This is a genomic window from Paenibacillus hexagrammi, assembly GCF_021513275.1.
Lineage (GTDB): Bacteria > Bacillota > Bacilli > Paenibacillales > NBRC-103111 > Paenibacillus_E > Paenibacillus_E hexagrammi.
On the sequence record NZ_CP090978.1, the window covers coordinates 1,635,705 to 1,660,212 of the forward strand.

General features: G+C 49.2%; 14 protein-coding genes and 1 pseudogene. All 15 read left to right on the plus strand.

What is annotated here, in order from left to right:
• The first annotated feature begins 107 nt into the window (after positions 1-107).
• The 15 genes and pseudogenes from L0M14_RS07010 (at position 108) to L0M14_RS07080 (ending at position 24,381) form a co-directional block, all read left to right on the plus strand.
• Positions 108-3,248, plus strand: coding sequence for a glycosyl hydrolase (locus tag L0M14_RS07010; protein WP_235121466.1), 3,141 nt, complete (start codon positions 108-110; stop codon positions 3,246-3,248).
• Positions 3,236-3,442: a hypothetical protein gene (locus L0M14_RS07015; RefSeq protein ID WP_235121467.1), complete on the plus strand. Its 207-nt coding sequence runs from the start codon at positions 3,236-3,238 to the stop codon at positions 3,440-3,442. Before L0M14_RS07010 ends, L0M14_RS07015 begins: the two co-directional genes overlap by 13 nt.
• Before the next feature lies 1 nt (position 3,443).
• Positions 3,444-4,422, plus strand: a pseudogene (locus tag L0M14_RS07020) (ABC transporter permease).
• Positions 4,423-4,433: 11 nt separating this feature from the next.
• Positions 4,434-5,300, plus strand: a complete 867-nt coding sequence (locus tag L0M14_RS07025; RefSeq protein ID WP_235121468.1) for a carbohydrate ABC transporter permease — start codon at positions 4,434-4,436, stop codon at positions 5,298-5,300.
• Between the two features lie 98 nt (positions 5,301-5,398).
• Entirely contained in the window at positions 5,399-7,711 is a 2,313-nt protein-coding gene (locus L0M14_RS07030; RefSeq protein WP_235121469.1) for a helix-turn-helix transcriptional regulator, read from the plus strand.
• Positions 7,712-7,940: 229 nt separating this feature from the next.
• Positions 7,941-9,488 (plus strand): type 2 periplasmic-binding domain-containing protein, encoded by a 1,548-nt coding sequence (locus L0M14_RS07035; protein WP_235121470.1) that lies wholly within the window; start codon positions 7,941-7,943, stop codon positions 9,486-9,488.
• Between the two features lie 72 nt (positions 9,489-9,560).
• Positions 9,561-11,747 carry a glycoside hydrolase family 88/105 protein gene (locus L0M14_RS07040; protein WP_235121471.1) on the plus strand — a complete coding sequence of 729 codons (2,187 nt, stop codon included), beginning with the start codon at positions 9,561-9,563 and terminating at the stop codon, positions 11,745-11,747.
• A gap of 244 nt (positions 11,748-11,991) precedes the next feature.
• On the plus strand, positions 11,992-13,083 hold the full coding sequence (xylF, locus tag L0M14_RS07045) for a D-xylose ABC transporter substrate-binding protein (RefSeq protein ID WP_235121472.1): 1,092 nt from the start codon (positions 11,992-11,994) through the stop codon (positions 13,081-13,083).
• A 281-nt stretch (positions 13,084-13,364) separates the two neighbouring features.
• Positions 13,365-14,876: a xylose ABC transporter ATP-binding protein gene (locus tag L0M14_RS07050; RefSeq protein ID WP_235121473.1), complete on the plus strand. Its 1,512-nt coding sequence runs from the start codon at positions 13,365-13,367 to the stop codon at positions 14,874-14,876.
• 77 nt (positions 14,877-14,953) lie between these two features.
• Positions 14,954-16,069 carry a sugar ABC transporter permease gene (locus tag L0M14_RS07055; protein ID WP_235122841.1) on the plus strand — a complete coding sequence of 372 codons (1,116 nt, stop codon included), beginning with the start codon at positions 14,954-14,956 and terminating at the stop codon, positions 16,067-16,069.
• A gap of 178 nt (positions 16,070-16,247) precedes the next feature.
• Positions 16,248-17,249: a sugar-binding protein gene (locus tag L0M14_RS07060; protein WP_235121474.1), complete on the plus strand. Its 1,002-nt coding sequence runs from the start codon at positions 16,248-16,250 to the stop codon at positions 17,247-17,249.
• Positions 17,246-18,727: a sensor histidine kinase gene (locus tag L0M14_RS07065; RefSeq protein ID WP_235121475.1), complete on the plus strand. Its 1,482-nt coding sequence runs from the start codon at positions 17,246-17,248 to the stop codon at positions 18,725-18,727. The genes L0M14_RS07060 and L0M14_RS07065 overlap by 4 nt, the downstream gene beginning before the upstream one ends.
• Positions 18,705-20,288 (plus strand): response regulator, encoded by a 1,584-nt coding sequence (locus L0M14_RS07070; protein ID WP_235121476.1) that lies wholly within the window; start codon positions 18,705-18,707, stop codon positions 20,286-20,288. The genes L0M14_RS07065 and L0M14_RS07070 overlap by 23 nt, the downstream gene beginning before the upstream one ends.
• Before the next feature lie 49 nt (positions 20,289-20,337).
• Positions 20,338-20,853, plus strand: a complete 516-nt coding sequence (locus L0M14_RS07075; protein ID WP_235122842.1) for a GyrI-like domain-containing protein — start codon at positions 20,338-20,340, stop codon at positions 20,851-20,853.
• Between the two features lie 243 nt (positions 20,854-21,096).
• Positions 21,097-24,381, plus strand: a complete 3,285-nt coding sequence (locus L0M14_RS07080) for a discoidin domain-containing protein (RefSeq protein WP_235121477.1) — start codon at positions 21,097-21,099, stop codon at positions 24,379-24,381.
• Positions 24,382-24,508 lie beyond the last annotated feature (127 nt).

Below are 24,508 nucleotides of genomic sequence, written 5' to 3' on the forward strand. Positions count from 1 at the left end.
TAATCCCCCTGATCTACCATATGCAAGAAATGATTCTTGCCGGGAAATGGCGGCGGTTCTACATTTGAATCAGAAGATGGAAGCGCAGGGAGGGACATTCATTGTTGATGGATACGTTTAGGAATCCGGGTCCGGAATATAGAATCCAGCCGTTCTGGTTTTGGAACGGAGATATGAATCATGAGGAGATCGAGCGGCAGATTGAAGAGATGTACGCTCAAGGTGTCGGAGGCTTTTTTATATGTCCTCGTCAGGGTTTGCAAATCCCTTACTTGTCGGAAGCATGGTTTGAGAAAGTGCGGTTTGCGGTTGAGACTGCCAAGAAGAGAGGCATGCACGTCTGGCTGTACGATGAGTATCCGTACCCAAGCGGCATAGCCGGCGGAGAGGTGACGCTGCTGCATCCCGATGCGAAGCATCAGACGCTGGAGGCTTCAACTTTAAGAGCCGCAGGCGGATCCAAAGTTCAGCACGAGTATCCGTGGGCCAAGATCATTTATGCCAAGGCTGTGCCTTTGAAGGAAAGCGGCGAAAGGGATTGGGAGCAGGCGCTGGATTTGCGAGATGCCATCGGCAATTGGCAGGCGGATCCGGTTTTTCAGAAGACGGGTCTGACAACGTATAACCAGAAACGATTTTTCACGTACCGTACGGTGTACCGTCTTGATTGGCAGGCACCGGACAATGCAGCAGAGTGGGACATTCTCGTTTACCAGGAAAAAGAGATCGAAGACTTTAAATATTACGGCACTTTCGTCGATCCTTGCCATCAGGAAGCGATGCAGACCTTCATCAATTTGACGCATGAACGCTACGCCGCTCATTTGGGAAGCGATTTCGGAGAAACAGTCAAAGGCATGTTTACCGATGAGATCGGCCTATTGGGACCTATTCCATGGACACCTAGACTAGAGGCTTATTTTCAAGAACGTCATGGATACTCCATCACTGAGCATATAGCGGCACTATCACATGCTGATTATAAGGACGCTCCGCGCATCCGCTATGATTATTACCAAGCATTGCACGAGCTTCTGACGCAGTCCTATCACAAGCAGGTCTATGACTGGTGCGAGCGTCATGGGCTGCAATATGTGGCCGAGGTACCGTCCATCCGAATGACCACGCAGCGCTTCAGCCATGTTCCCGGAGGAGACAGCGCCCATGAGAAGCTGGGACGCTCACTGGAATGGATACTTCACAGGTATGCATGCAGCTTCCGTGATAATCCGAAGATGACAAGTTCTATTGCCAGGCAGCTGCAGAGGCAGCGGAATGTGGACGAATGCTTCCATAGTGTAGGCTGGTCGATGAATCTGCAGGATGCCAAGTGGATGATCGACCGGATGGCGGCTATGGGCACGAATTTTTTCGCGTTTCATGCGTTTTTCTATACATTGGACGGACTGACCCAGCATGATGCCCCTCCGTCCCAATTTTATCAGAATCCGTACTGGCCGCATTTTCGCATGCTGGGCGACTATACGGCGCGAATCAGTTATATCATGACGCAGGGTTCCGCGGATATTCGCATCGCCATGCTGGATCCGACCACGACATTTTGGGCGCACTTGGGTAATCCCCTTCATCACTTTGATTATGGCGGTAAGGATGAGGCTGAGAAAGCGAAGCTGGAGCGGCTAAAAGACGATTGGCGGTCGCTGAGTGTTCATCTGCTGCGCTCGCGCAGGGATTATGACCATCTGGATCCGGAGCTCTTGGCGGAAGCCGCTATAGAGAATGGCAAGCTGGTTATCGGGCATGCACAATATTCCGTACTTCTGTTACCTCCAATCACAAATCTGGAGAGGAACGCTTGGGTAACGGTGAAGCGCTTTCTAGACGCAGGCGGAACTGTCATTTCCTTCGGATTGCTGCCCAGCCAGCGTATTGAGAAAGACAGTACAGTGCCTGAGGAAATGGCGGAAGCGTTCGGCCTCCCATTCGCAGCAACCGAGGGCTGCTATTGGCAGGAAGCGAAACTCAAGGCTCTCGGTGATGCGTCGCAAGACAGTCGTCAGCCCCGTGACCGGCAAGATGCTGCAACGGATGCTATAAGCAAAGGCGCTCTGTCTGCGCACTTTATACCGCGGATCGGGAGCGAATCCCCTGCTGCAGCTTTAGAGATGCTTGATACACTGCTGGAGCAAGAGCTACCTAGAGCGGTAACAATGGATTGCGGAAAAGAAAGTCAGTCATTTCTTTTGCAAAGCCGGTACGTAACGGACCGCGAGTACGTCCTGTTTGCAAGCAATCAGGAGGGTGAGACTTGGGATGCCCGTATCACGGCGCATACACAAGTGATTTGGCCCCATGCAGACCAAGGGGCTGCAGTGGAAGCGGAGCTGCTTGATTTGGAAACAGGAGCAATCAGTCCGCTTGAAGCTGAGGTGACAGCTGAAGGTGTTACAATCACGCTGAGCTTCGGCCCATACAGCTCAAGATTGGTTCAGCTTCGCTTAAAGGATCAGCCAAGCGCTGCGCCTTCCGCGCTACCTGCAGCAGCTGTGACAAGCGAGGCGAAGCGAATCCGTGTGGACGCCCAAGGGCCTTGGCAGCAGCAAGCGCTGACTCCGAATGCACTCCGCCTAGACAGCTTTAAGCTGCAGGTTGGAGATAGGCAGGAAAGCCACCCGGTGCAAGTGAAGACGTTTATCGATCAGTGTACGGATTTGGCCGAGGACAGTGGGCTTCCGGTTTCTTTCCATCAAATTTTCGGTACGCCGAAAACGCTGAAGCTAGCTTATCCGCTGGAATGCCGCTACACAGCGCGCTTCTATGTGGAGCATGTTCCTACCCAGTGCGAGCTGATGATGGACCAATCGGCCATTCTAGGCAATTGGACGTTGGAGCTGAACCAGACCCGCTATACACAAGACGATTTTCATAAACGAATCGTATACGATAACTCCAATCAACTCTGTGATGTGAGGCCAAGCCTAATCGAGGGTTGGAACGAGCTGACCGTTCACGTCACCATTCAAGAAGACTGGCATGGTGTTGTGGATGCCCTCTATTTCTATGGAGCGTTTGGTATTCATCTCGATGACGAATCCGGCACCGTCAGAATCATAGAGCCGCCGACTACGGCGCAAACACTTGTATCGGAGAGCTATTACAACGGTTACCCTTACTTTGCAGGAACGCTTTCCTCTTTTCCCGTACGATGGAGCTGCATGAGATACCTGAGGGTGGGCAATTCGAGCTCGAGATATCGGGATGGGACGTACATGATTTGGTTGAAGTAACGGTGAATGGTGAGTCTCTGGGCGTTCGTGCCTGGTCCCCTTATACATGGAGCGGGAACACGGCGTATTTGAAGAAGGGCTCCAACCAGATAGAAGTGCGAGTAACCGGCACCTTGATCGGCCTGCTGGAAGGTCAGTATTTCGACTATGAGAACCACCGCATCACAGATATCCGCTGCGAAAGGAGAACATGATATGTCTGACACAGTAAAACATCCCATCTCGCACTCCACCGGGGTTTCGGTCGCTCCAGCCGTGAAGAGCAAGAAGCACGGACTGCTCAGGGAAATCGTCAAAAACAGATATCTATACCTGCTGGCATTGCCGGGACTGCTGTTTTTCCTGATCTTCAAATACATTCCGATGTTCGGCATTATCATTGCTTTTCAGAACTACTCGCCGTTTAAAGGCATCCTGCACAGCCAATGGGTCGGATTGGACCATTTTCAGCGATTTTTCTCTAATCCCGATTTTCTTATGCTATTTCGCAACACAATGGGCATCAATTTGCTCAATCTCGTGCTTTTCTTCCCGCTTCCGATTCTCTTAGCTGTGTTCTTGAATGAGCTGCGGAAGGAAATTTTGAAAAAATGGATTCAGACGATTATTTACATGCCTCACTTTTTATCTTGGGTGATTATTGCCGGTTTGACTTTCCTGTTATTCTCCAAAGGCGATGGGCTTGTGAACAAAGTGATCGAATCGTTTGGAGCTGACAAAATTGATGTATTGACGAATCCGAATGCCTTCTGGCTGATGATCGTCGTGCAGTCGATCTGGAAAGAAGCCGGCTGGGGGACGATTATTTTTCTGGCTGCCATTGCCAGCGTTGACCCGGGCTTATATGAAGCGGCAAGGATGGACGGAGCGAGCCGTCTTCGCCAGGGTTTGGCACATTACGCTTCCTGCGATCCGGAGTGTCATTATCGTCATGCTGATTCTTCGTCTGGGTCAAATGATGGATGTCGGCTTCGAGCAAATTTTCCTGATGTACAATGGGGCTGTATCGCAGGTTGCAGAAGTGTTTGACACGTATGTGTATACGGTGGGGATTAAGCAAGGACAATTCAGCTACAGCACGGCAGCGGGCTTGTTCAAATCCATCGTGGGCTTGACTTTGGTTATTCTCTCTAACAAGCTTGCCAAAAAAATGGGCGAAGAAGGCGTCTACTAAGGAGGATTCATATGAAAAAGAGTGCTGGCGACCGCTTATTTGATACCATAAACATCACCATTCTGGTTCTAATCGCCTTGTTGACGTTTTTCCCGATCTACTACGTATTCGTCGTATCCTTTACGGACCCGACCGAATTTTTACAGAAGCAATTTATCCTCTTTCCGGAGCATTGGTCGCTCGATTCCTATAAGTACTTGCTCGGGACAAAAACGTTCTTGGGCTCGATCGGCAACAGCGCCTATTTGGCCATTGTGGGAACGATTCTAAGCCTGATGGTAACAGCGGCGCTTGCTTACGCGATCTCCAGAAGGCGTCTCCCCGGTAGAAAATTGTTCTCGCTGATGATATTGCTGACGATCTTGTTCAGTCCGGGCATTATTCCTAACTATTTGCTCGTTCGGGATTTGCATTTGATCAATAATACTTGGTCGCTGATCCTGCCGGCATTAGCAAGCGGATGGAACGTCATCTTAATGCGGAGCTTCTTCTCGAGCATACCTGTTGAATTGGAGGAATCCGCATCCATTGACGGCTGTAATGATGTCACTACATTCTTCCGGATTATTCTTCCGCTCTCGCTTCCGTCCTTGGCGGCCTTTGGCTTATTCTATGCCGTTGGCTACTGGAACGCCTATTTCTCGGCGCTGCTTTATTTGAACGATGCCGATAAATGGCCGATTCAAGTGCTGCTTCAGAATATGCTGCAAAATGCGCAAAACAGTGACCTCGGTCAGGATGCCTTTGTAGCGGCTCCTCCGGCGGAAACGCTGAAGATGGCGGCGGTGGTCGTGGCGACAATACCGATCCTGTGTGTATATCCGTTCCTGCAGAAGCACTTTGCGAAAGGGGCGATGGTCGGTTCTGTCAAAGGCTGATGCCCCAAACGTCACGATTTCGATGGATTTTCCATCGAAATCGTTTTTTTATTACGTTATAATAACCTAATAATAACGGCTTGGAAGGTGGTGCCGATTTGCTGAAACGCAGAGGCAGCTTTTATCGAAACAGCTTGGTGATGATGATGTTGATTGCGTCGATTCCCGGGATCGTGATGGGGCTTATCACCTATTGGACCGTAACCAATAAAATTGAGGGAGAGCTGCAGCGTCTGCATCGCAACAAAATCATCCAACAGGAAAAAAACGTGGAAGCGCAGTTTGCCAACCTGGAAATGACATTCTCCCACTGGGCGTTCGAACTGAACTTGGGCAGCAAGCTGAAGAATTTAAGTTTTGTAACCGATTACAATGAAGTCCATGAGCTGTATCGAACCTTATTGATTATAGAAGGCTCTAACCCGCTGATCGAGAAGGCATCCTTATACCTCAGCACCCCGCGTCCTGTAGTGATGAACAAGGAAGGGTACGAGTTCCAAGATGATTTGGGCACAGCTGATGCCTACTCCGATCTAATGAAACGAGAGAAATCCATGTACTGGATGGACGCTGCCGGTTTGCCGGGTGCTAACGAGTCATCGGACGGAACAACTCTGACCCTCGTGAACAAGCTTCCCGGAGGACCTGTAGAACCGTACGGCTTATTGATCGCTACCTTGAACAAAAGCAGGCTGGAAGAGCAACTCAAGACGCTGAATCCGTTGGGGGAAGGCTCTACACTGCTGCTAAATGGCGATCAACAATGGAAGATATCGTCTAACGGACAGCAAACCGATCTGGATGTGGCGCTGGAAAACGAGTACCGGACACGAGGGTCCAATGAGGATTCCTTCCTGTTTACGTTCAATAAGGCCGTGTATTCGGTATCGATCAGTCAATTCACGAGACTTGGTATGACTTGGGTGTTCCTCTCGGCTGACCCTTTATCGGGCATCACAGCGCCGGTGCTTCTTATATCCAAAGTCATTCTTTTCGTGAGTGTCGGAGGTTTGCTGCTCGCGCTGCTGCTTTCATGGATGGGTTCCCGCAGGATCTATTCGCCACTAGAGCGGTTATTCCGCAAAATCAACCCAAGCTGGGGCCGTGAAGGTCACCGCAATGAATTTGAATGGATTGAAATGAAGTGGGAATCACTAACCCAAGAGAGCGAGAAGTTAAGAAGCAAGCTGGACCTTCAGCTGCCGGTTTTAAGAGAAGGCTTCCTGATGCAGCTGGTGCAGGGCTATTTATTCGAGCTCACAGAGTCCGATGTTCATGAGAGATGCAAGCAATTCGGACTCGATGTGGCCGGGAAGCAGGTAGGGGCCGCCGTTGTGCAGATGAGAGGCCTTAACTGGGAACGTGGAGTTCGGTTTTCCCAAGGAGATGATGAATTGGTTGCTTTCGCGGCAGGCAATATTGCCAAGGAACTCAGCGAGAACATGGACATGCCCTGTGAAATCTTGAATTTTCATGATATGACACTTGGTGTATTCATCGCATTTCCGCTGGAGTCGAGTACCGCAGATTGCAAAGAGCGGATGCGGGAATTCGGTGAAGAATTGCTGCAAATGATCCAGCGAATTCTGAAGCTTCAAGCGGTGATTGTAACCGGCAATACGACGTCCCAAATTAGTCACGTCCCGTATCTCTTCGAAGAAACGAAGCAATTGCTGAATTTCTGGGATCTGAAGGAAAGCAATACGGTCATTGATGTGGCACAGCTCCATAAATCCTTCGCACAGCTGGAATTCCCTTATCATTTTATGCTCGAAAAAGAATTGATTCACGCCATTCGAGTGGGAGCACAGGAAGAAGCAGCGAAGCTTGTTAGGCAGTTTATGGATGAGCTGACCTCGGCGGGAGTGAAGAAACTTGTCCTTCAGCAAGGAATCACACAGCTTGTAGGCAGCATCCAGCATGCCATGCTGCAGTCGGGCATCAATCCGATCAGCCTGTTTAACGGAGCCAACCTGTATCAAGAGCTGAACCAGCTGAACGAGCCGGATGAAATGCTTCGCTGGCTGGAGACGCGTATCGTCGGGGCTTATGTACAGGAGCTCGTAGGCAAGCAGGATTTTCAAACGAAGCAGGTTGTCGAGAACGTGCTGCTCTATATTCAGGAGAATTACAATTCGAATATATCGCTGGAATCGTGCGCGGATGAATTCGGCACCTCTCCATATTCACTTAGCCGAGCCATTAAGCAGGTGACCGGCATCAACTTTATCGATTATTTGACGAACCTGCGCATGGATCAGGCTAGAGAGCTGCTGCGCACAACTTCGCTCAAGATCAGTGAGGTGGCCGATCGGGTGGGCTATCAGCATACGTATTTCAATCGGATTTTCAAAAAAATCGAGGGCGTCTCTCCGGGACAGTATCGAGAGCTGGCGCAAAAAGACAGCTAGCCGCTTATACCGCTTCCGCGAACGGATTCATGGCATGAATCCTTGTGCGGAGGCGGTTTGTCTTGCTATACCTGGCATCCTTGCAAGGAATGTATAGAGTGCAACAAAGGATAAAAAGCGCTTTGAAGGCGGTTGCAAGAAAGTTTGGTTGTCGGGAAGATGGGATTCCCGTACGATTTGAATCATAGCACAAGCCAATTCAAATCAAGTTTAAGGGGATGAATCAACCATGACGTTTCGAGTCAAAAAGAAAGCAATGCTAGGTTTGACAACGATGTTGATCGCGGCGACAGCACTGACGGCCTGCGGCAGCAAAACAGAGAATGCGCCATCAGCTTCAGCAGGTACAGATAACGCACCATTAGATGTAAATATTATGACGATTCTGCTGAGTGCTAATCCGCCGGCAAATGATAACGCTATCAAACAAGCGATCGAGAAGGCGACGAATTCGAAGCTCAACATTCAGTGGGTCTCTGCCAACAGCTATCCCGACAAGCTGAACGTAACGTTGGCATCCGGTGATATCCCTGAGCTCATCTACATCCCGGATCCGTTTACATCTGTTTTCCGCGGAATGGTTCAGCAGGGAGCTTTTTGGGATCTGACTGATTACATCAAGGATTATCCGAATCTGACAAGCAAGATTTCCAAGACAGCCTGGGGTCTGACGAAGATGGAAGACGGCAAGAATTACGCGATTCCTCGTCCTCGTCCTACGGAGGGAGATACTTTCTTCATTTTCCGCAAGGATTGGCTCGATAATTTGGGTCTGAAAGTTCCAACAACCACTGATGAGCTCTATCAAGTGTATAAAGCCTTCACCGAGAATGACCCGGATAAGAACGGTAAGAATGACACAATCGGATTGGCTGTCAACGCTACTAATGGAGATAAAGTATCCGACACATTGGGACAGGTGGAGAACTCCTTTGCAGGTTCCAATGGGGATTGGAAATGGACGAACGATCAAATGGTGTTCAAGGCGTTCCAGCCTGAAGAGCATAAAGCTCTTGAATTTATGACCAAGCTGTATAAAGAGAAATTGATTCCGGAAGACTTCGCTTCACTGAAAACGAGCCAGGTCAAGGATCTTGTGAAGACTGGCAAGGCCGGAGGTTTTGTAGACAAAACAGGAACAGTCGTGTCCGACTATCTGAACGATCTCAAAAAGATCGATTCCAAGGTGAAAGAAACGGACTTCTATCCGGCAACCAATATTAACGGCTATAACCCTAAAGGTCCTGGTTTCTCAGGTGTCCTGGCTATTCCAAAAACAGTGAAAGAAGATAAAATGAAACGCATCCTGAAATTGGTCGATACTTGGATGAACGAAGATGTATTCGCCATCCAATCGTACGGCATGGAAGGCGTTGACCACACCGTAAAAGACGGCGTGAAGGTCGTTGATTCGAAGAAGCTCGCAGATGACGGCGGACCGGACTTCAACCAAATCGTGTATGTAGCCGATCCATATGCCAGCACCGTGAAAAACTTCTTCCAGAAGGATACACAGGAACTCTACAGGAAAATTCAAGACGAACGTGCCAAAACGAGCCAAGCGGATATCAGCATCGGCTTGTACTCCCCAACGGCTATGCAGTACTTGCCGGAGCTTCAAAAGAAAGTGCTGGATATGAAGGTAAAGGTCATTCTAGGTAAAGAAACGCTGGATGCATGGGATGAATTCGTCAAGCAGACGCAAGCTGATCCGAATGTCGTGAAGATGAGCCAAGAGATGACGGATGCGTACAAGAAGCGTATCGCTGCGAAATAAAAATCGGTGAGCAGACTCCCGCGCTTGAAGGTGCGGGAGTCTCTGCGCATCAGAGAGAGGAGTGAACGATACATGGGATATGTGGAAGAGAATGATGCTGTGTTTCATAAATGCCAGTCGGATGTGAAAGAGGTGCTGGGGACGATTGCGCAGAGATATATCGGGGCGAATCCCGCCCATCCGTACGTCTACCGGTTGTTTAGCAAGGACAGTTTTACGCGCACTCATGATTACCGCTATGTGATGAATGTTGAGGATAGGTGGGACAGCATCCATAACGGAGATTTCGTATATGCTTGGGCAAAGCTGTGGAGCGATCAGTCTGTGGAGCTGAACTTTGCCATAAACTGCTTCAGTCCTGTCCGCATCTATATGAATGGCGAATGTGTGTTTACTTCAAATATCTCCGATGAGATGGCCCCCGAGCGGAAGAACCCGTTTCGCGCCGCTGTGCAGAAGGGCTGGAACCATGTAATCCTACAGTTTGAAAAAACGGCAAACGGCTGCGGAGGGATATTCGGAACAGGCTCGTACAAAAACTTCCCGCTTCACTTTATCAGTCCTACCAAGGAACGTGACGGACAAGAAGGCTGGATTTATTCGGAACCGACTACGGCCTCCGTGGAGCAGGTCATGGCGGAGGGTCTGCTGGAAAATGGGAGCCTTATAAGCTGGCATCCCAATCTGAAATGGGACGAGGACGCCGCTGCTCGGGGAGTTTTCGATAGATTGTTCGGCACTGAGCCTGGTCGTGAGGCGATTGCCTGGACGAGAGTGCATAGCATGTCGCCGCAGGAGCTTACGAGCCGCTGGCAGGGGACGCATGACGGCGCCATATGCATCTTGGTTAACGGTAACAAAGTCTACGAGTGCAAGGAGGAGCATGGCGAATTCCAGATCGAAATTCCGCTTCGATTCGGGGATAACGAGCTTGTTGTCCGTTCTGCTTGCAGAGGCGGCAAATGGGGGTTCAAGCTTATGCTGGAGCCAATGGCAGAGGAAGCTTCTCTTTCCATGGCGGCTCCATTCCAGGTAGAGGGATTAACGGATCACTGGCTGTACTTAGGAACCTTTGAGGAAGGCAAAGCGCCTAAACCGGAGGAGTTGAGGAAGAGGAATCAAGTGTTTGACGATGGCAAGGAAGGCACGTATTGGCGAGCGGACCAGCGGAATACATGGGTGAGACCCTATTTGGAAAACGCGCTGTTTGCCAAATGGAATTATCCGTTAGGCGTGACGTTATACGGGCTTCTCCAAACAGGTGCAGCTCTGGAGCGAGAGGATTATATTTCATATGTGTTGAAACATATTGAACAGAGCGCATCGTTCGACGAGTATGCCCTTTGGGATGCTGGTCAGTACGGAGCACCCGGGGTGAATAACCAGTTGGCCTTGATCGACAGCTTGGATGATTGCGGTTCCTTCGGAGCGACCATGCTGGCTGCGCTGGGGTATGGGGATGTGGACGGCGCCGCGACGACGGCTGCGCGCATTGCGGACTATATGGCTCATGTTCAAGACAGACTGCCGAGCGGTGCGCTGTACCGGGTCCGCGGGAGTGTGGATTTTATGAAGGACACCCTTTGGTGTGACGATCTATATATGAGTGTCCCATTCCTATGCAGGTACTCAGCTTTCGCACAGGATGATGCTTACTTGAACGATGCCGTCCGGCAAATCCTGCTTTATAAGGAGTATTTATACATGCCGGAGCAGCAGATCATGTCGCATGTCTATGACTTTAAATCCAACAGGCCGACGCTGGTTCCATGGGGGCGCGGGAACGGTTGGGTACTATTTTCGTTGGCGGAGCTGCTTGATGCTTTGCCGGCGAAGCACGAGCAGCGTGAACAATTGTTAATCTTCTATCGGCAATTATGTGAAGGGTACTTGCGGCTTCAGGGCAGCGGCGGATTATGGCATCAGGTTTTGACCGACCCTGAGTCCTACGAAGAAACCTCTTGCACGTCCATGTTCTTGTATGCATTTGCTAAAGGAATTCAGAACGGCTGGCTCCCTGAAAAAGAAGCACCTGCTTATGTGCAAGCGGTTCTGAAAGGCTGGACTGGGCTAACCAAGACCAGCATCGATAAATTTGGCAACATATATGGAGTTTGCAGAGGTTCGGGGTACTCCTTTTCAGGACGGTATTATAAGGATGATCTGTCTTGGCTGCTCAACGATACGCACGGAATCGGCATTGTTATGCTAGCCGGCGTGGAAGTGATGAAGCTGCAGCGCAGGTTGTCTGCCCGTTAAACGTGAAGAAAATAAGACTACAGCACGCATCTATATCCAGCACTTTTTTGTCCTCCATGACAAAAAGGTGCTCTTTTTTGTAAATGAATGAATTCGCTTTCATTTTACAGCTAAAGGAATGCTGATGAACAGCAAATACGTGCGGGTCTGCGTCATATCATCTCCCGGTAGCCTTTGCTACACTTAATTTGTAAGCGTGAACAAAACAAATCAAAGCAAAAGGGGCGAGTTTGGTCATGAACAAATGGAAAAAAGAAGCGGCATGGGGCTAGCTGTTGTTTTGCTGGCTGCTGCTGTCGCGGGCTGCGGCGTCGTATCGGATAACGGAGGCAGCAAAGAAACCGGTCAAGCGTCATCCGGCAAGAAAAGTGATGGTAAAATTGTCATCGGTATGTCAATGGACACGCTGAAGGAAGAACGCTGGCAGAAAGATCGCGACATCTTCTCGGCAAAGGTCAAGGAGCTGGGCGGAGAAGTGAAAGTTCTTGCCGCTAACGGTGATGATGCGACTCAAATGAGCCAGGCTGAGCAACTGATCTCGCAGGGCGTTAATGTACTGGTGGTCATCCCTCACAACGCCGAAGCGACAGCTCAAATCGTAGAAAAGGCCCATAAAGAAGGGATTAAGGTAATCTCTTACGACCGTTTGATCAAAAATTCGGACGTAGATTACTATGTTTCGTTCGACAACGTGCGCGTAGGTGAAATGCAGGCGAAGGCCATTACGGACAAGGTGTCCAAAGGAAACTTTGTCTACATTGGCGGCGCGGATACGGACAATAACGCCATCTTGTTCAAGCAAGGAGCGATGAATATTCTCAAGCCGCTTCAGGACAAAGGCGATATTAAAATCGTGTACGATCAATTCTCGAAAGACTGGAAGCCGGAAGAAGCTCTCAAAAACATGGAGAATGCGCTGACGGCTAACAATAATAATATTCAAGCGGTCGTTGCCGCGAATGACGGCACGGCAGGCGGAGCTATTCAGGCGCTCACAGCACAAGGGCTTGCAGGCAAAATTCCAGTGTCCGGGCAAGATGCAGACCTTGCGGCGGTACAACGCATTGCCGAAGGCAAGCAGACGATGACGGTTTACAAGCCGATCAATGCCATTGCAACGAAAGCAGCGGAAATGGCGATTTCTTTGGCGAAGGACGGCAAGGTCGACGGAGCGGATAAGAAAGTGAACAACGGCAAAATCGACGTTCCTTCCATTCTATTGGATCCGATCTCCGTGGATAAAAACAACTTGATGGACACGGTCATCAAAGACGGTTTCCACAAAGTCGAAGACGTATTCAAAAATGTTCCTAAAGAGAACTGGCCTAAACAATAAGTGGGTGTAGAGGTAAAGGCGGCTTGTTGCAGTCGCCTTTACTCAGTTTGTCATCGATAAAGCAGGGTTCATTACGAGCTTCAGCAGCTTTTCTCCGATCGCTGTTGACATTTCGTTATTCGATTGAAAATTTTTCTAAGGTAATAACAAACTGTCAAAGGCGAACGCTACGCTTCTCCGAAAACTGCTGAGCTCTCCATTACACTTTATCGATTGTCTCCGTAAAGGCGGCTTGTTGCAGTCGCCTTTACTTTGTCTTTGAATGAAAGGGGTTGGAACGCATGTACGCGCTGGAAATGATCGATATCACGAAAGAATTTCCGGGTGTGAAAGCGCTCAGCGGAGTGAATTTCAAGGTGCGTCAAGGTGAGATTCACGCACTCTGCGGTGAGAATGGAGCAGGCAAATCAACGCTGATGAAGGTACTCAGCGGCTTATATACGGCAAGGACCTATAGCGGAGAGATTCGCATTCATGGTGAAAAGAAGGAATTCCATTCCATCTCGGACGCCGAGAAATCAGGTATCGCGATTATTCACCAGGAGCTGGCGCTCGTGAAAGATATGACCATCGGTGAGAACATTTTTCTAGGCAGGGAGCCCAAGAAGCGCGGCATCATCCAATGGGACGAACTGTATCACAATGCGGCCCTTTGGCTGACAAGGGTGGGACTGAATGTAAGTCCCGACACCCCTATTGGCTCGCTCGGAATCGGACAGCAGCAGCTTGTCGAGATCGCCAAGGCTTTATCCAAGCATACAAAAATCCTCATCCTTGATGAACCGACCGCTGCGCTGACTGAAAGCGAAGTAGAGATTTTGATGGGAATTCTTCATCAATTACGGGACAACGGCGTCTCCTGCATTTATATTTCTCATAAAATGCCGGAGGTGTTCCTGTTAGCCGATCATATTACCGTCTTACGTGACGGTCAAACGATCGATACGCTTCCAGGAAGCGGCACAACCGATGATGAGGTCGTTTCACTCATGGTCGGCCGGGAGCTGACAGAGCGGTATCCGCGTGTGCCGCACACACCGAAGGAGACGGTGCTTGAAGTTCGCCATTATTCGGTATGGCATCAGGAAAACAGGCATCAGCAGGTGATACGTGATGTTAATTTCTCTTTGCGCAGAGGCGAGATTCTAGGCATCGCGGGTCTTATGGGAGCTGGCAGGACGGAGCTGGTGTCCAGCTTGTTCGGCGCCTACGGAGGCAGAGCTGAAGGAGAGGTGCTGATCGAAGGGAAGCCGGTTCGAATCCGTTCCATTCCCGATGCGGTTCGCGCCGGGATGGCGCTCGTTACCGAAGACCGCAAACGGCAGGGCCTGGTGCTGAACATGGATGTGAAGAGCAACACCACGATGGCCACGATGGGGAAAGTATCTAATTACAGTGTTATCAATGATAACGAGGAAATCAAATGGAGCCAGAAGTATGTGGGCGAGCTGAAGATAAAAACATCTTCATTAGAAACCCCGGTAGGAACACTGTCCGGTGGGAATCAGCAGAAGGTCGTCATTGGAAAATGGCTGATGGCAAGTCCGAAAATCCTGATCGTGGATGAACCGACCCGCGGTATCGATGTAGGAGCCAAATTTGAAATCTATAACCTGATGAATCAACTGATTGATCAAGGCGTCGCCATTATTATGATATCGTCCGAGCTTCCCGAGATTATAGGCATGAGCGACAGAATTCTGGTCATGTGCGAAGGGAAATTCGTACGGGAACTGGATTACCGCGAAGCGACGCAAGAGAATATTATGTCTGCGGCAACAGGAGGAAGATAAGGATGCAAACAATCTCGCAAGTGGAAGAAAAGCGGAATTCATCGACAAGTCCAGGCAAATGGAGCGGGCTGATCAAAATGGATGTTCGCGCTTATACGATGGTAGGAGCCCTGATATTCATTTGGCTGCTGTTCGGGCTGCTCAACGATACGTTTCTGACGCCACGGAACTTGTCCAATTTATTTACGCAAATGTCGGTTACAGGAATATTGGCCATCGGTATGGTGCTAGTCATCGTAGCGGGACATATTGATCTGTCCGTGGGCTCATTGGTTGGACTGACAGGAGGAATTGCAGCGATTCTCAGTAATTGGCTGGAGCTTCCGGCTATTGTAGTCATTCTGGGAACGCTGGCAGCGGGGCTGATTTTAGGTTGTTTTCAGGGCTGGCTGGTTGCTTATAAAGCTGTTCCTGCCTTTATTGTCACACTGGGCGGCATGCTGGTGTTTCGAGGGGCGTTAATGGGCATTACCAAATCGATGACGATTCCGATCTCGGATCCTGTTTTGGAGCTGATGGGAAATGCATATTTTGCCAAAGGATTTGGCCTGCTCCTTGCGCTGATTACGATAGCGGTGATTGTCTGGTCGACACTCAGAAAGCGCAAATCCCGGCTTAAATATGGCTTTACAGTCGCTCCTTTCGGAGCCGACCTGATCAAGATGACAGGCTTCAGCATTTTGGTAATCGCATTTGTACTGGTTGTCAACAGCTACAAAGGAATTCCGTTCCCTATTATCTTTGTCCTGGTTCTGGCTATCATCTTCTCTTTTGTCGCTACAAAGACTACGTTCGGACGTCATATCTATGCAATTGGAGGCAATATCGAGGCGGCAAGGCTTTCGGGGATCAATATCAAGCTGAAAACGATGGTCGTATTCATTTGCAGTGGCCTATTGGGCTCGATCGCCTCTATCGTGTTGACCTCCCGATTATCCTCCGCCACTATTTCTGCTGGAAATATGGCCGAGATGGATGCCATTGCGGCATGCGTGATCGGCGGAACATCGCTAATGGGGGGCTCAGGTAAGGTAACTGGCGCGATCCTGGGAGCGCTGGTCATGACATCGCTGGATAACGGCATGTCGCTCATGGGCTTGGAATCGTTTTGGCAGTACCTGGTAAAAGGCAGCATTCTTGTGTTTGCTGTCTGGCTGGATATTTCGAACCGAAATAAAAAATCCGTCAAATAATTCAAACGCACAAAGCGGGTTTCCCTGATGTATGAAGGGAGGCTCGCTTTTCAATTTATTTTCAAGCATTGAACAAAATAGTGCTGTTAACGCTTAACATTGTGCTAGGGCTTTTGACTATAATAAGATAAGCTATACTTAGTGTGGCAGCGCTTACAGAGGAGTAGCTCGTAATGGGGTGGAAGATGAAAAAATGAAAGATATCAAATGGCTGATTAGCTTTATTATCATCATGACGGCCTTTGGCTTTTTGTTCGTTCGGTTCGCCATGGATTCGAATCAGATACAGGATATTGTTGAGCAGTTAAAGGGCGAGAAGCATCGGGAATCCGGGAGCAAGCATATTGTACTGATCGAGCAGGAACAAGGCCATCCCTACTGGCAGTTGGTTGAAAAAGGGGCCAAGAAAGCGGCATTGCAGCATCATATCGAAATCGAATGTATAGGACCTGTCCGCAACAGCATGGAAGAACAGCTGAAACTGCTGGAAAAGGCGATCGCCTCCAAGGTAGACGGCATTATTGTACAAGGCTTAAATGACGAGAAGTTTACACCTGTTATCAATAAAGCGATGGATCGCGGGATTCCGGTACTAACCATTGATACCGATGCGCCGACCAGCAAACGGCTCGCATATGTGGGGACCAATAATAGGGAGGCGGGCAGTCTGCTTGGGCAAATCGTTCTTCAAATCACGGGTGGAGCAGGTAAAGTGGGCGTGATCATCGGCAGTGAATCTGCCGAGAGCCAGATGCAGCGTTTAAGCGGCCTGCAAAGCAGCATAGCCTCTTATAAAAACTTGCAAATCGTAGATGTCCGGCCTTCGAATATCTCCTTGATGGAGGCGATTCAGCAGGCGTCGGAGATGCTGCAATCCCATCCGGAGATTACAACGATGGTCGGTACGAGCGCTACTGATGCGTTGGGAATTCTCCAGGCTGCCAAAAGCTTAAAACGGGTTGATCTGCGGATTATCGGCTTTGACGATTTGCCGGAGACGCTGGATGCGATCGGTAAAGGCGACATAGAAGCAACCGTCGTGCAAGAGCCTTACGGGATGGGTAAAACCTCCGTTGATCTGCTCGATGATTATTTTCGCGGCCAATCGCTGCCGGCCAATCGCTTTACCGAAGTGAAAATGATGGGACGAAGGGAATTGAAAGGAGGCATAACTCCTTGAGTATTCACCGCAAGTTGTTTATTTTTATTCCACTTCTTGTGCTGTTAATGAGCTTCGTTTCTTATTTTTTGTTTGAAAGCAGCAAAAGCGCGCAGGAAAGTTATTTTTTGTTAATGGACCGGATTTTGTTATATAAACAGGTCTCCCGTGAATGCAGTGACGTGATGAAGTATCTGTATCGGTACGATATCCAAATGGATGCTGACACCTTTCCCGAGCTCCAGAGACATGTGAATGAATTGACAGGACTCCGAGAACAATTAGCGGGCATGGACCGGAACGACCTGAATGCGCTCCCCATTAAGAACTATATCAACATGCTGGACACCTTTATGGAACAGATTACGACCATGATCGACGGGAGCCAGACACAGGATTCCAACACCAAGGCAGGGACCTATTTGCAAGCGGAAAAAGTATCCCGCTTTATCGGCGAGGAAGGACAAGGGTTGGTAGATTTGGAATTGGAGCATTACCGCCCTCTGTATGAGCATATCATGCAGACAACCTCTGAAATGAATAAGCTAGGCGTCTATCTGGTATTTACGGTGGCACTGCTCAGTATTGTAGGGGCTCTGTGGCTGTCCAGCAGCATCAGTATCCCGATCCGCCGTCTGGTGCTAACAGCTAAGCAGATATCCAAGGGGAAGCTGGATACGAAAGCACCGGAGCTGCATACAGGAGATGAAATTGAAATTTTGGGGAAAAGCTTCAACCATATGCTGGATAACATCCAGGATTTGATGGCCAAGAACATGAAAAGCCTGGAAAATGAGCGCCTTGTGAAGGAGCTCGAGCTTAAAACCCTGCAGAGCCAAATCAATCCGCACTTTTTATTTAATACACTGAATGCCATTGCCAAGCTTGCCTATATAGAAGGTGCGGAGCGTACCAGTGAGCTGACGGTTTCCGTATCGAGGCTGCTGCGTTATAACCTGCAAAAGCTGGATCATCCTGTCACTCTGCGTGACGAAGTGGGGCATGCCATGGAATATATGACGATCCAGAAGGCGCGATTCCGTGACCGCATTCATTTTGTTGCGGAAATTGATGAAACGGCCTTGGATCAAATTGTACCGTGCTTGACGCTGCAGCCTATTCTAGAGAACGCGATTGTCCACGGGATCGAAGACATGGAAGAAGGCGCTGAGCTAACATTGAGCATCGTCAAGGAACAGCAGCATGTCCGGGTTGATATTAAGGATAACGGTAAAGGAATGGATGAGGAGATAAGGGCTATGCTGCTGCAATCCATCTTGGAAGAAAGCCGCTGGCCGCTGCATGTCAAGAAACAGTCGACAGGTCTTGGAACAGCAAATGTGTTCAAAAGACTGCAGCTTTTCTTTGATGGCAGGCAGTCCATTGACATTATAAGCAGTAAGGGAGCAGGGACGATCGTCAGGTTCAGACTGCCCTCGGGCGAAGAAGCGGCAGACACGAAGGAGGAGGAGAAGCATGTACCGGTTGCTGATAGCTGATGATGAAGCGCTCGAAAGAGAAGGGCTCGAAATGATGGTTAAGCATGTGATGAAGGATCAATTTGAAATCTATCACGCGGAAAACGGCCGCAGGGCCATACAGCTTGCGGAAGAGAAGCGCCCGCATATTGTGTTTATGGATATTAAAATGCCCGGTATTCACGGTTTGGAGGCTGTACGCGAAATTCTTGCCAGGCATCCGGATACTCGGATTGTGATGGTCACGGCGCATGATTTTTTTGCCTATGCCAAAGAAGCGCTTTCCCTTGGAGTGAAGGACTATATTCTAAAGCCTGCCAAGCGGGATGAATTGCTGGACATTCTTCGCAAGCAGATTGATGCCTTAGAGGAGGAGAGCGGCAAACGCAAGGAAGAAATGGAAATTCGGCTGAAGCTGAACCGCCTTCTTCCGCTTGCCGAGAATGAGTTGAGTCTGATGCTGATGATGGACTATGTGCAAGAGCTGGACTTGATGTATATGGCGGAGCTTCTAGATCTTGAGTGGGAGAAGGGATACGCTGTGGTCATTTCGTTTCCCTATCAGGAACAGATGGACTGGGAGCAATTTCAGCATGCAAGGAAAACGATGTATGAGGAGCTCAAGCAATATCTCAAACTCCAGCTGCCTTGTATGGTAAGCCCAATGACAGGCAATCGCATGGCGGTGTTCATTCCATGTCCTTCCTATGGAGCAGGGTACACCCATCGGGTGGATTCCCTGCAGTGGGGAGAGCGGCTGCAAGCCTTTGCAGAGGGCAGATTCGGGTTGTCGGCCTGCATGGGCATCGGCTCCGTACAGGAAGGGATAGAAGGGCTTCGGCAATCGTATCAAGAGGCAGCTGCCGCAGCGGTAGACTCCTCAGCCGTGACGAGAATCCGTCATTTCGAGGATATGCAGCAGCTTGAAGGGACGGCAGGCATATCTCGCGCCGAGGAGAAACGGCTGCTGGACACGATTCAGCGCCTGAGCAGAGACGAAGCTTACCTCATTTTCAGTCAAATTTTCGACCGATTGCTTCATCAATATGGGGAGAACATATCCGGATGCAAAGATGAGCTTACGGCGCTGTTTATTTCCTTGGCCAGACAGCTGACCCGCCACTCTGCATCTGACCTGATGAACCGTTTTGCCGGTGTTCAAGACGGGAAAGCTCTGCGGGAGGCCGTGTTCACACAGCTCGACCGTTTGCTTGATGAGCTTACGGAGGAACGGAAGCGCAGGCAATTCGGCGTCATGGAGAGAGCAAAGTCTTATATCCATGATCATTATAAGCTTGAAATTTCCATGGAGCAGACCGCGGAAGCTGTCAATTTAAGCCCTTACTATTTCAGTAAAATGTTCAAGCTGCATGTGGGTGAAACGTTCATTGATTATGTGACAGGGTTAAGAATCGAGGAGGCTAAGCAGCTGTTGGAGCAAGAGGAGCTGAGCTTTAAGGAAATTTGCTACATGTCGGGCTACCATGATCCGAATTATTTTAGCCGAATTTTCAAGAAAACAACAGGTGTGACTCCCACGGAATATCGGAAATATTTACAAAAGAACGTACGTTCGATATAATAGTTCAGGTGGATAAAAATTCCAATGTGGAGAGGGAGTATTGCCGAATATGATCCTAGAAACCAAGATTGTCGAGAAAGCTGCCTTTAGCGTAATAGGCCAAGCGGAGACCATACATTTTGACCCGTCTCTTCCTCCTTCGGAGAACACGATCTCTCAGCTGTGGAAGGAATTCAACGGCAGGTGCTGTGAAATCGAAGGACAAGTGGGCTTTAGGGCTTATGGGCTCGTGCTTCATAAGCCTGGCAGCAATCCAAACGATCCATTTGCCTATACGGCAGCGGTTCAAGTATCAGGTGAAGCCAGTCCTCCTACCGGTATGATCCGGCTAGAAGTGCCGGCGGCGCGTTATGCCGTTGTCACGTTACGTGGTCCGCTTGATGAAATTTCCCAAGGCTTTCAGTACTTCTGGGGACAGTGGCTTCCTGCCAGCCCATACGAGTATGATGGCGGTACACTCACCGGGAAATATGAATTCGAATTCTATGATCAGCGCTGCACGACACCGGATGATCCTAATTCAGAAATCGATTTGTACTTTCCAGTTAGGGGCAAGGTGGAATAAGTGGAAATGAAATACAGATATTGAATGTTTGCGCCATTAGGTAGGGATTATTCCTAAATAATCCCTACCTTTTATCTTAATTTCACCGCTTTTCCAGGTACCAATATTTCCCTATGATAGTCTTACCAACTAGAACTTGCACCAATAATTCAAACAGGGACGGTGATTGTCGCTACAAGATGCAAGCGCTTTCGAAGCATACAACTGAATAGCTGAGCGGTTCCAATTTTAGGGAGGTATACCATGCGAAGTATCAAGAAGATCGTTTCGTCTATGTCAATGATGACAACCCTTGCTTTAAGTATTGTAACCCCTGGAGTTTCACAGGCTGCTACTCCTGTAACGGATGCCAACTCTACCATCTTCGGACCGAATGTGTACGTGTTTGACCCGTCGATGTCCGCTGCCGATATTCAAAGTGCGACCAGCTCTGTCTTCAGCAGGCAGGAAACCAATGAATTTGGTACGGAGAGAGATGCCTTTCTCTTTAAACCCGGAACCTATAATGTGGACTTTAAAGTGGGCTTCAATACACAGGTATCCGGTCTTGGGCAAAACCCGGGAGACGTTAAAATAAGTGGCGGCGTCAATGTGGACGCACAGTGGGATAACGGGAATGCAACACGAAACTTCTGGCGGTCGATTGAAAATCTCACCGTTCTGCCAACAAGCGGCGTTACGAGAATTGCCGTTTCGCAAGCGGCTCCGCTAAGACGACTTCATATCAAAGGGGAATTGCAGCTGTTTGACTTTGATGCGAACTGGAATGCTGGCTGGGCTAGCGGAGGTTACTTAGCTGATTCGATCGTAGATAAGGCCATAATTCCTGCTTCGCAGCAGCAGTGGTTCTCAAGAAACAGCAATTGGGCAAGCTGGTCTAATGGTGTTTGGAACATGGTTTTTGTGGGAGATACCAACCCGCCTGCGGGACAATTCCCCGACCAACCGTACACGGTAGTAGAGAAGACGCCGGTGATGCGCGAGAAGCCATACCTGTATATCAATGATGCAGGCGTGTATCAAGTATTTGTTCCATCCTTGCAGCAGGATACCAAGGGTGTTAGCTGGGAAAACGGCGCAACGCCGGGCCAATCAATATCCATTGATCAATTCTACATCGCACATCCTGATTCATCTGATGCGGCAAGCATCAACACTGCACTGAGTGAAGGTAAGAATTTGATTTTTACCCCGGGTATTTATCACTTGAATGATACAATACGTATCAATAATGCAAACACAGTCGTACTGGGAATTGGCATGCCGTCGTTAGTGCCTGACAACGGACAGACGGCTATGACAGTAGCGGATGTCGACGGTGTGAAGATTGCCGGTCTTGTGTTCGATGCAGGTCCGAACAATTCGCCTTCTTTGTTAGAGGTAGGACCTTCGGGCAGCTCAGCTGATCACGCCGCAAATCCGACCTCGCTTCACGATCTGTTCTTCCGTACGGGCGGATTCATAGCAGGTAAGAATGATTCGGAGATGACTATTAATAGTGATGACGTCATTGGCGACCATTTCTGGATGTGGCGTGCAGACCACGGTGCCGGTGCGGGATGGACTGACAATGTCTCCAAGAACGGCCTTGTCGTTAATGGGGATGATGTTACCATCTACGGTCTCTTTAATGAACATCACAACGAGTATCAAACGCTCTGGAATGGTAACGGAGGTAGGGTCTATTTCTATCAATCGGAGATTCCTTATGATGTTCCGAATCAAGAAGCTTGGATGAGCAAGAACGGAACTGAGAACGGTTACCCGTCCTACAAAGTATCCGATTCTGTAACCAGCCACGAAGCTTGGGGTCTCGGGGTATACTCCTACTTCAGGGATGCGGCCGTGAAACTAAACAATGCTATTGAGGTTCCGCAGACTGACGGCGTGAAGGTTCACCACGCGACAACCATTTGGTTAAACGGTACGGCAGGCAGTGAAATTACGCATGTCATTAATGACCTTGGTGGCCGAGTGTATGGTAATTCTCCTGCTGAAGCCATGAGACAGACAGTAACCGAATTTACAGGTTCTGACCAAGGCGATACACAAGCGCCAAGCGTGCCTGGAAATCTGACAGCGGTGGCAGCATCAAGCAGTCAAATCAATTTGAGTTGGAACGCATCTTCTGATAATGTCAGCGTTACCGGCTATGAGGTATACAGAGACGGCAAGCTGATTGCTACGACAACATCTGCATCGTATAACGATACAGGATTAAAAGCTTCAACAGCTTACAGCTATACGGTTAAAGCGAAAGACGGCGCAGGTAATCTGTCGGAGGCCAGTAATACGGCAAGTGCAACGACGTCTCCCAAAATGCTTGACCGCACCGGATGGACAGCTGAATCAACGCCTTCAAGCGGAGATGCTGCTTCCAATCTACTGGACGGAAACATGGACACCCGTTGGAGTACAGGAACAACGATGGTTCCGGGGCAATTCGTTACTGTCGATATGAAGGCTGTAAAAAGCTTCAATGGAATCGTGATGGATTCGACTGGCAGCAACCAAGATTATGCACGTGGCTACGAGGTCTATGTATCGAATGACGGCATCAACTGGGGTGCAGCAGTTGCCAGTGGAACGGGTACAGGCGCTGTTGTAACAGCAAGCTTTGCTCCGCAGCAAGCACGCTACATCAAAGTGGTGCAGACAGGTACTTCTTCAAGCTGGTGGTCGGTCAGGGAGTTCAACGTATATGAAGCTCCGGCTGCAGGAACAACGCTTGAGGGTAATGAAATCGTTACCAGCAATCAGTCGTTTGATGTTACTTTGGGCTTGAACGGTATGGTTACACCCATTTATGCGCAGGATGTAACCATCGAATTCGATCCGGGCTTGCTTGAATTTGTATCGGCGGAATCCTTGCTTGAGAATCTATTCATTGTGGATAAAAAAGTCGAGGCGGGTAAGGTGCGTCTCATTACCGCCAATGTAGGCGGTCAAAGCTTGAACGGTAACCTCATCACCCTTCATATGAAGGCGAAGTCTCCAGAGGAATCAACCAGCACGGCAATTTCGCTGACAAAGCTGCTGACAGCGGATGCTCAAGGCACAGAGCAAAACATCGACGGCACGTCTTTCACGGTTCAAGTTAAAGCGGTTGTGGATATGTCAGCGTTGAATGCGCTTATTGCGGACGCACAAGCTAAGCATGATGCAGCTGTGGAAGGTTCTTCAGCAGGTCAATACCCTGCGGGCTCCAAGCAAGCGCTGCAAACGGCTATCGATGCGGCGCAGGCTGTTGCAGACAATTCAGATGCAACGAAAGAGCAGGTTGCGCAAGCGATTACTGATCTGAACGCTGCCCTGCAAACGTTCAAGGATTCCGTCATCACAAGAACACCGGGAGATACGAATAATGACGGTACATTCTCGATCGGTGACTTGGCTATTGTTGCAGCTGCCTATGGGAAAACATCCAATGACCAAGACTGGGAACATTATATGAAAGCGGATATGAACCAGGATAACCAAGTAGACTTGTTTGATCTGACCTATGTCGCTCAAAAAATACTGCAATAACAGAATCTCTGCTAGCAGGTGAATCTACGCCTTTCTCGATACGAAATGTATCTAGAAAGGCGTTTTGTATTAGCTCAGAGTTTAAACCAATTTCCATTATTTACACTCAACACCTTTGAGGATATAA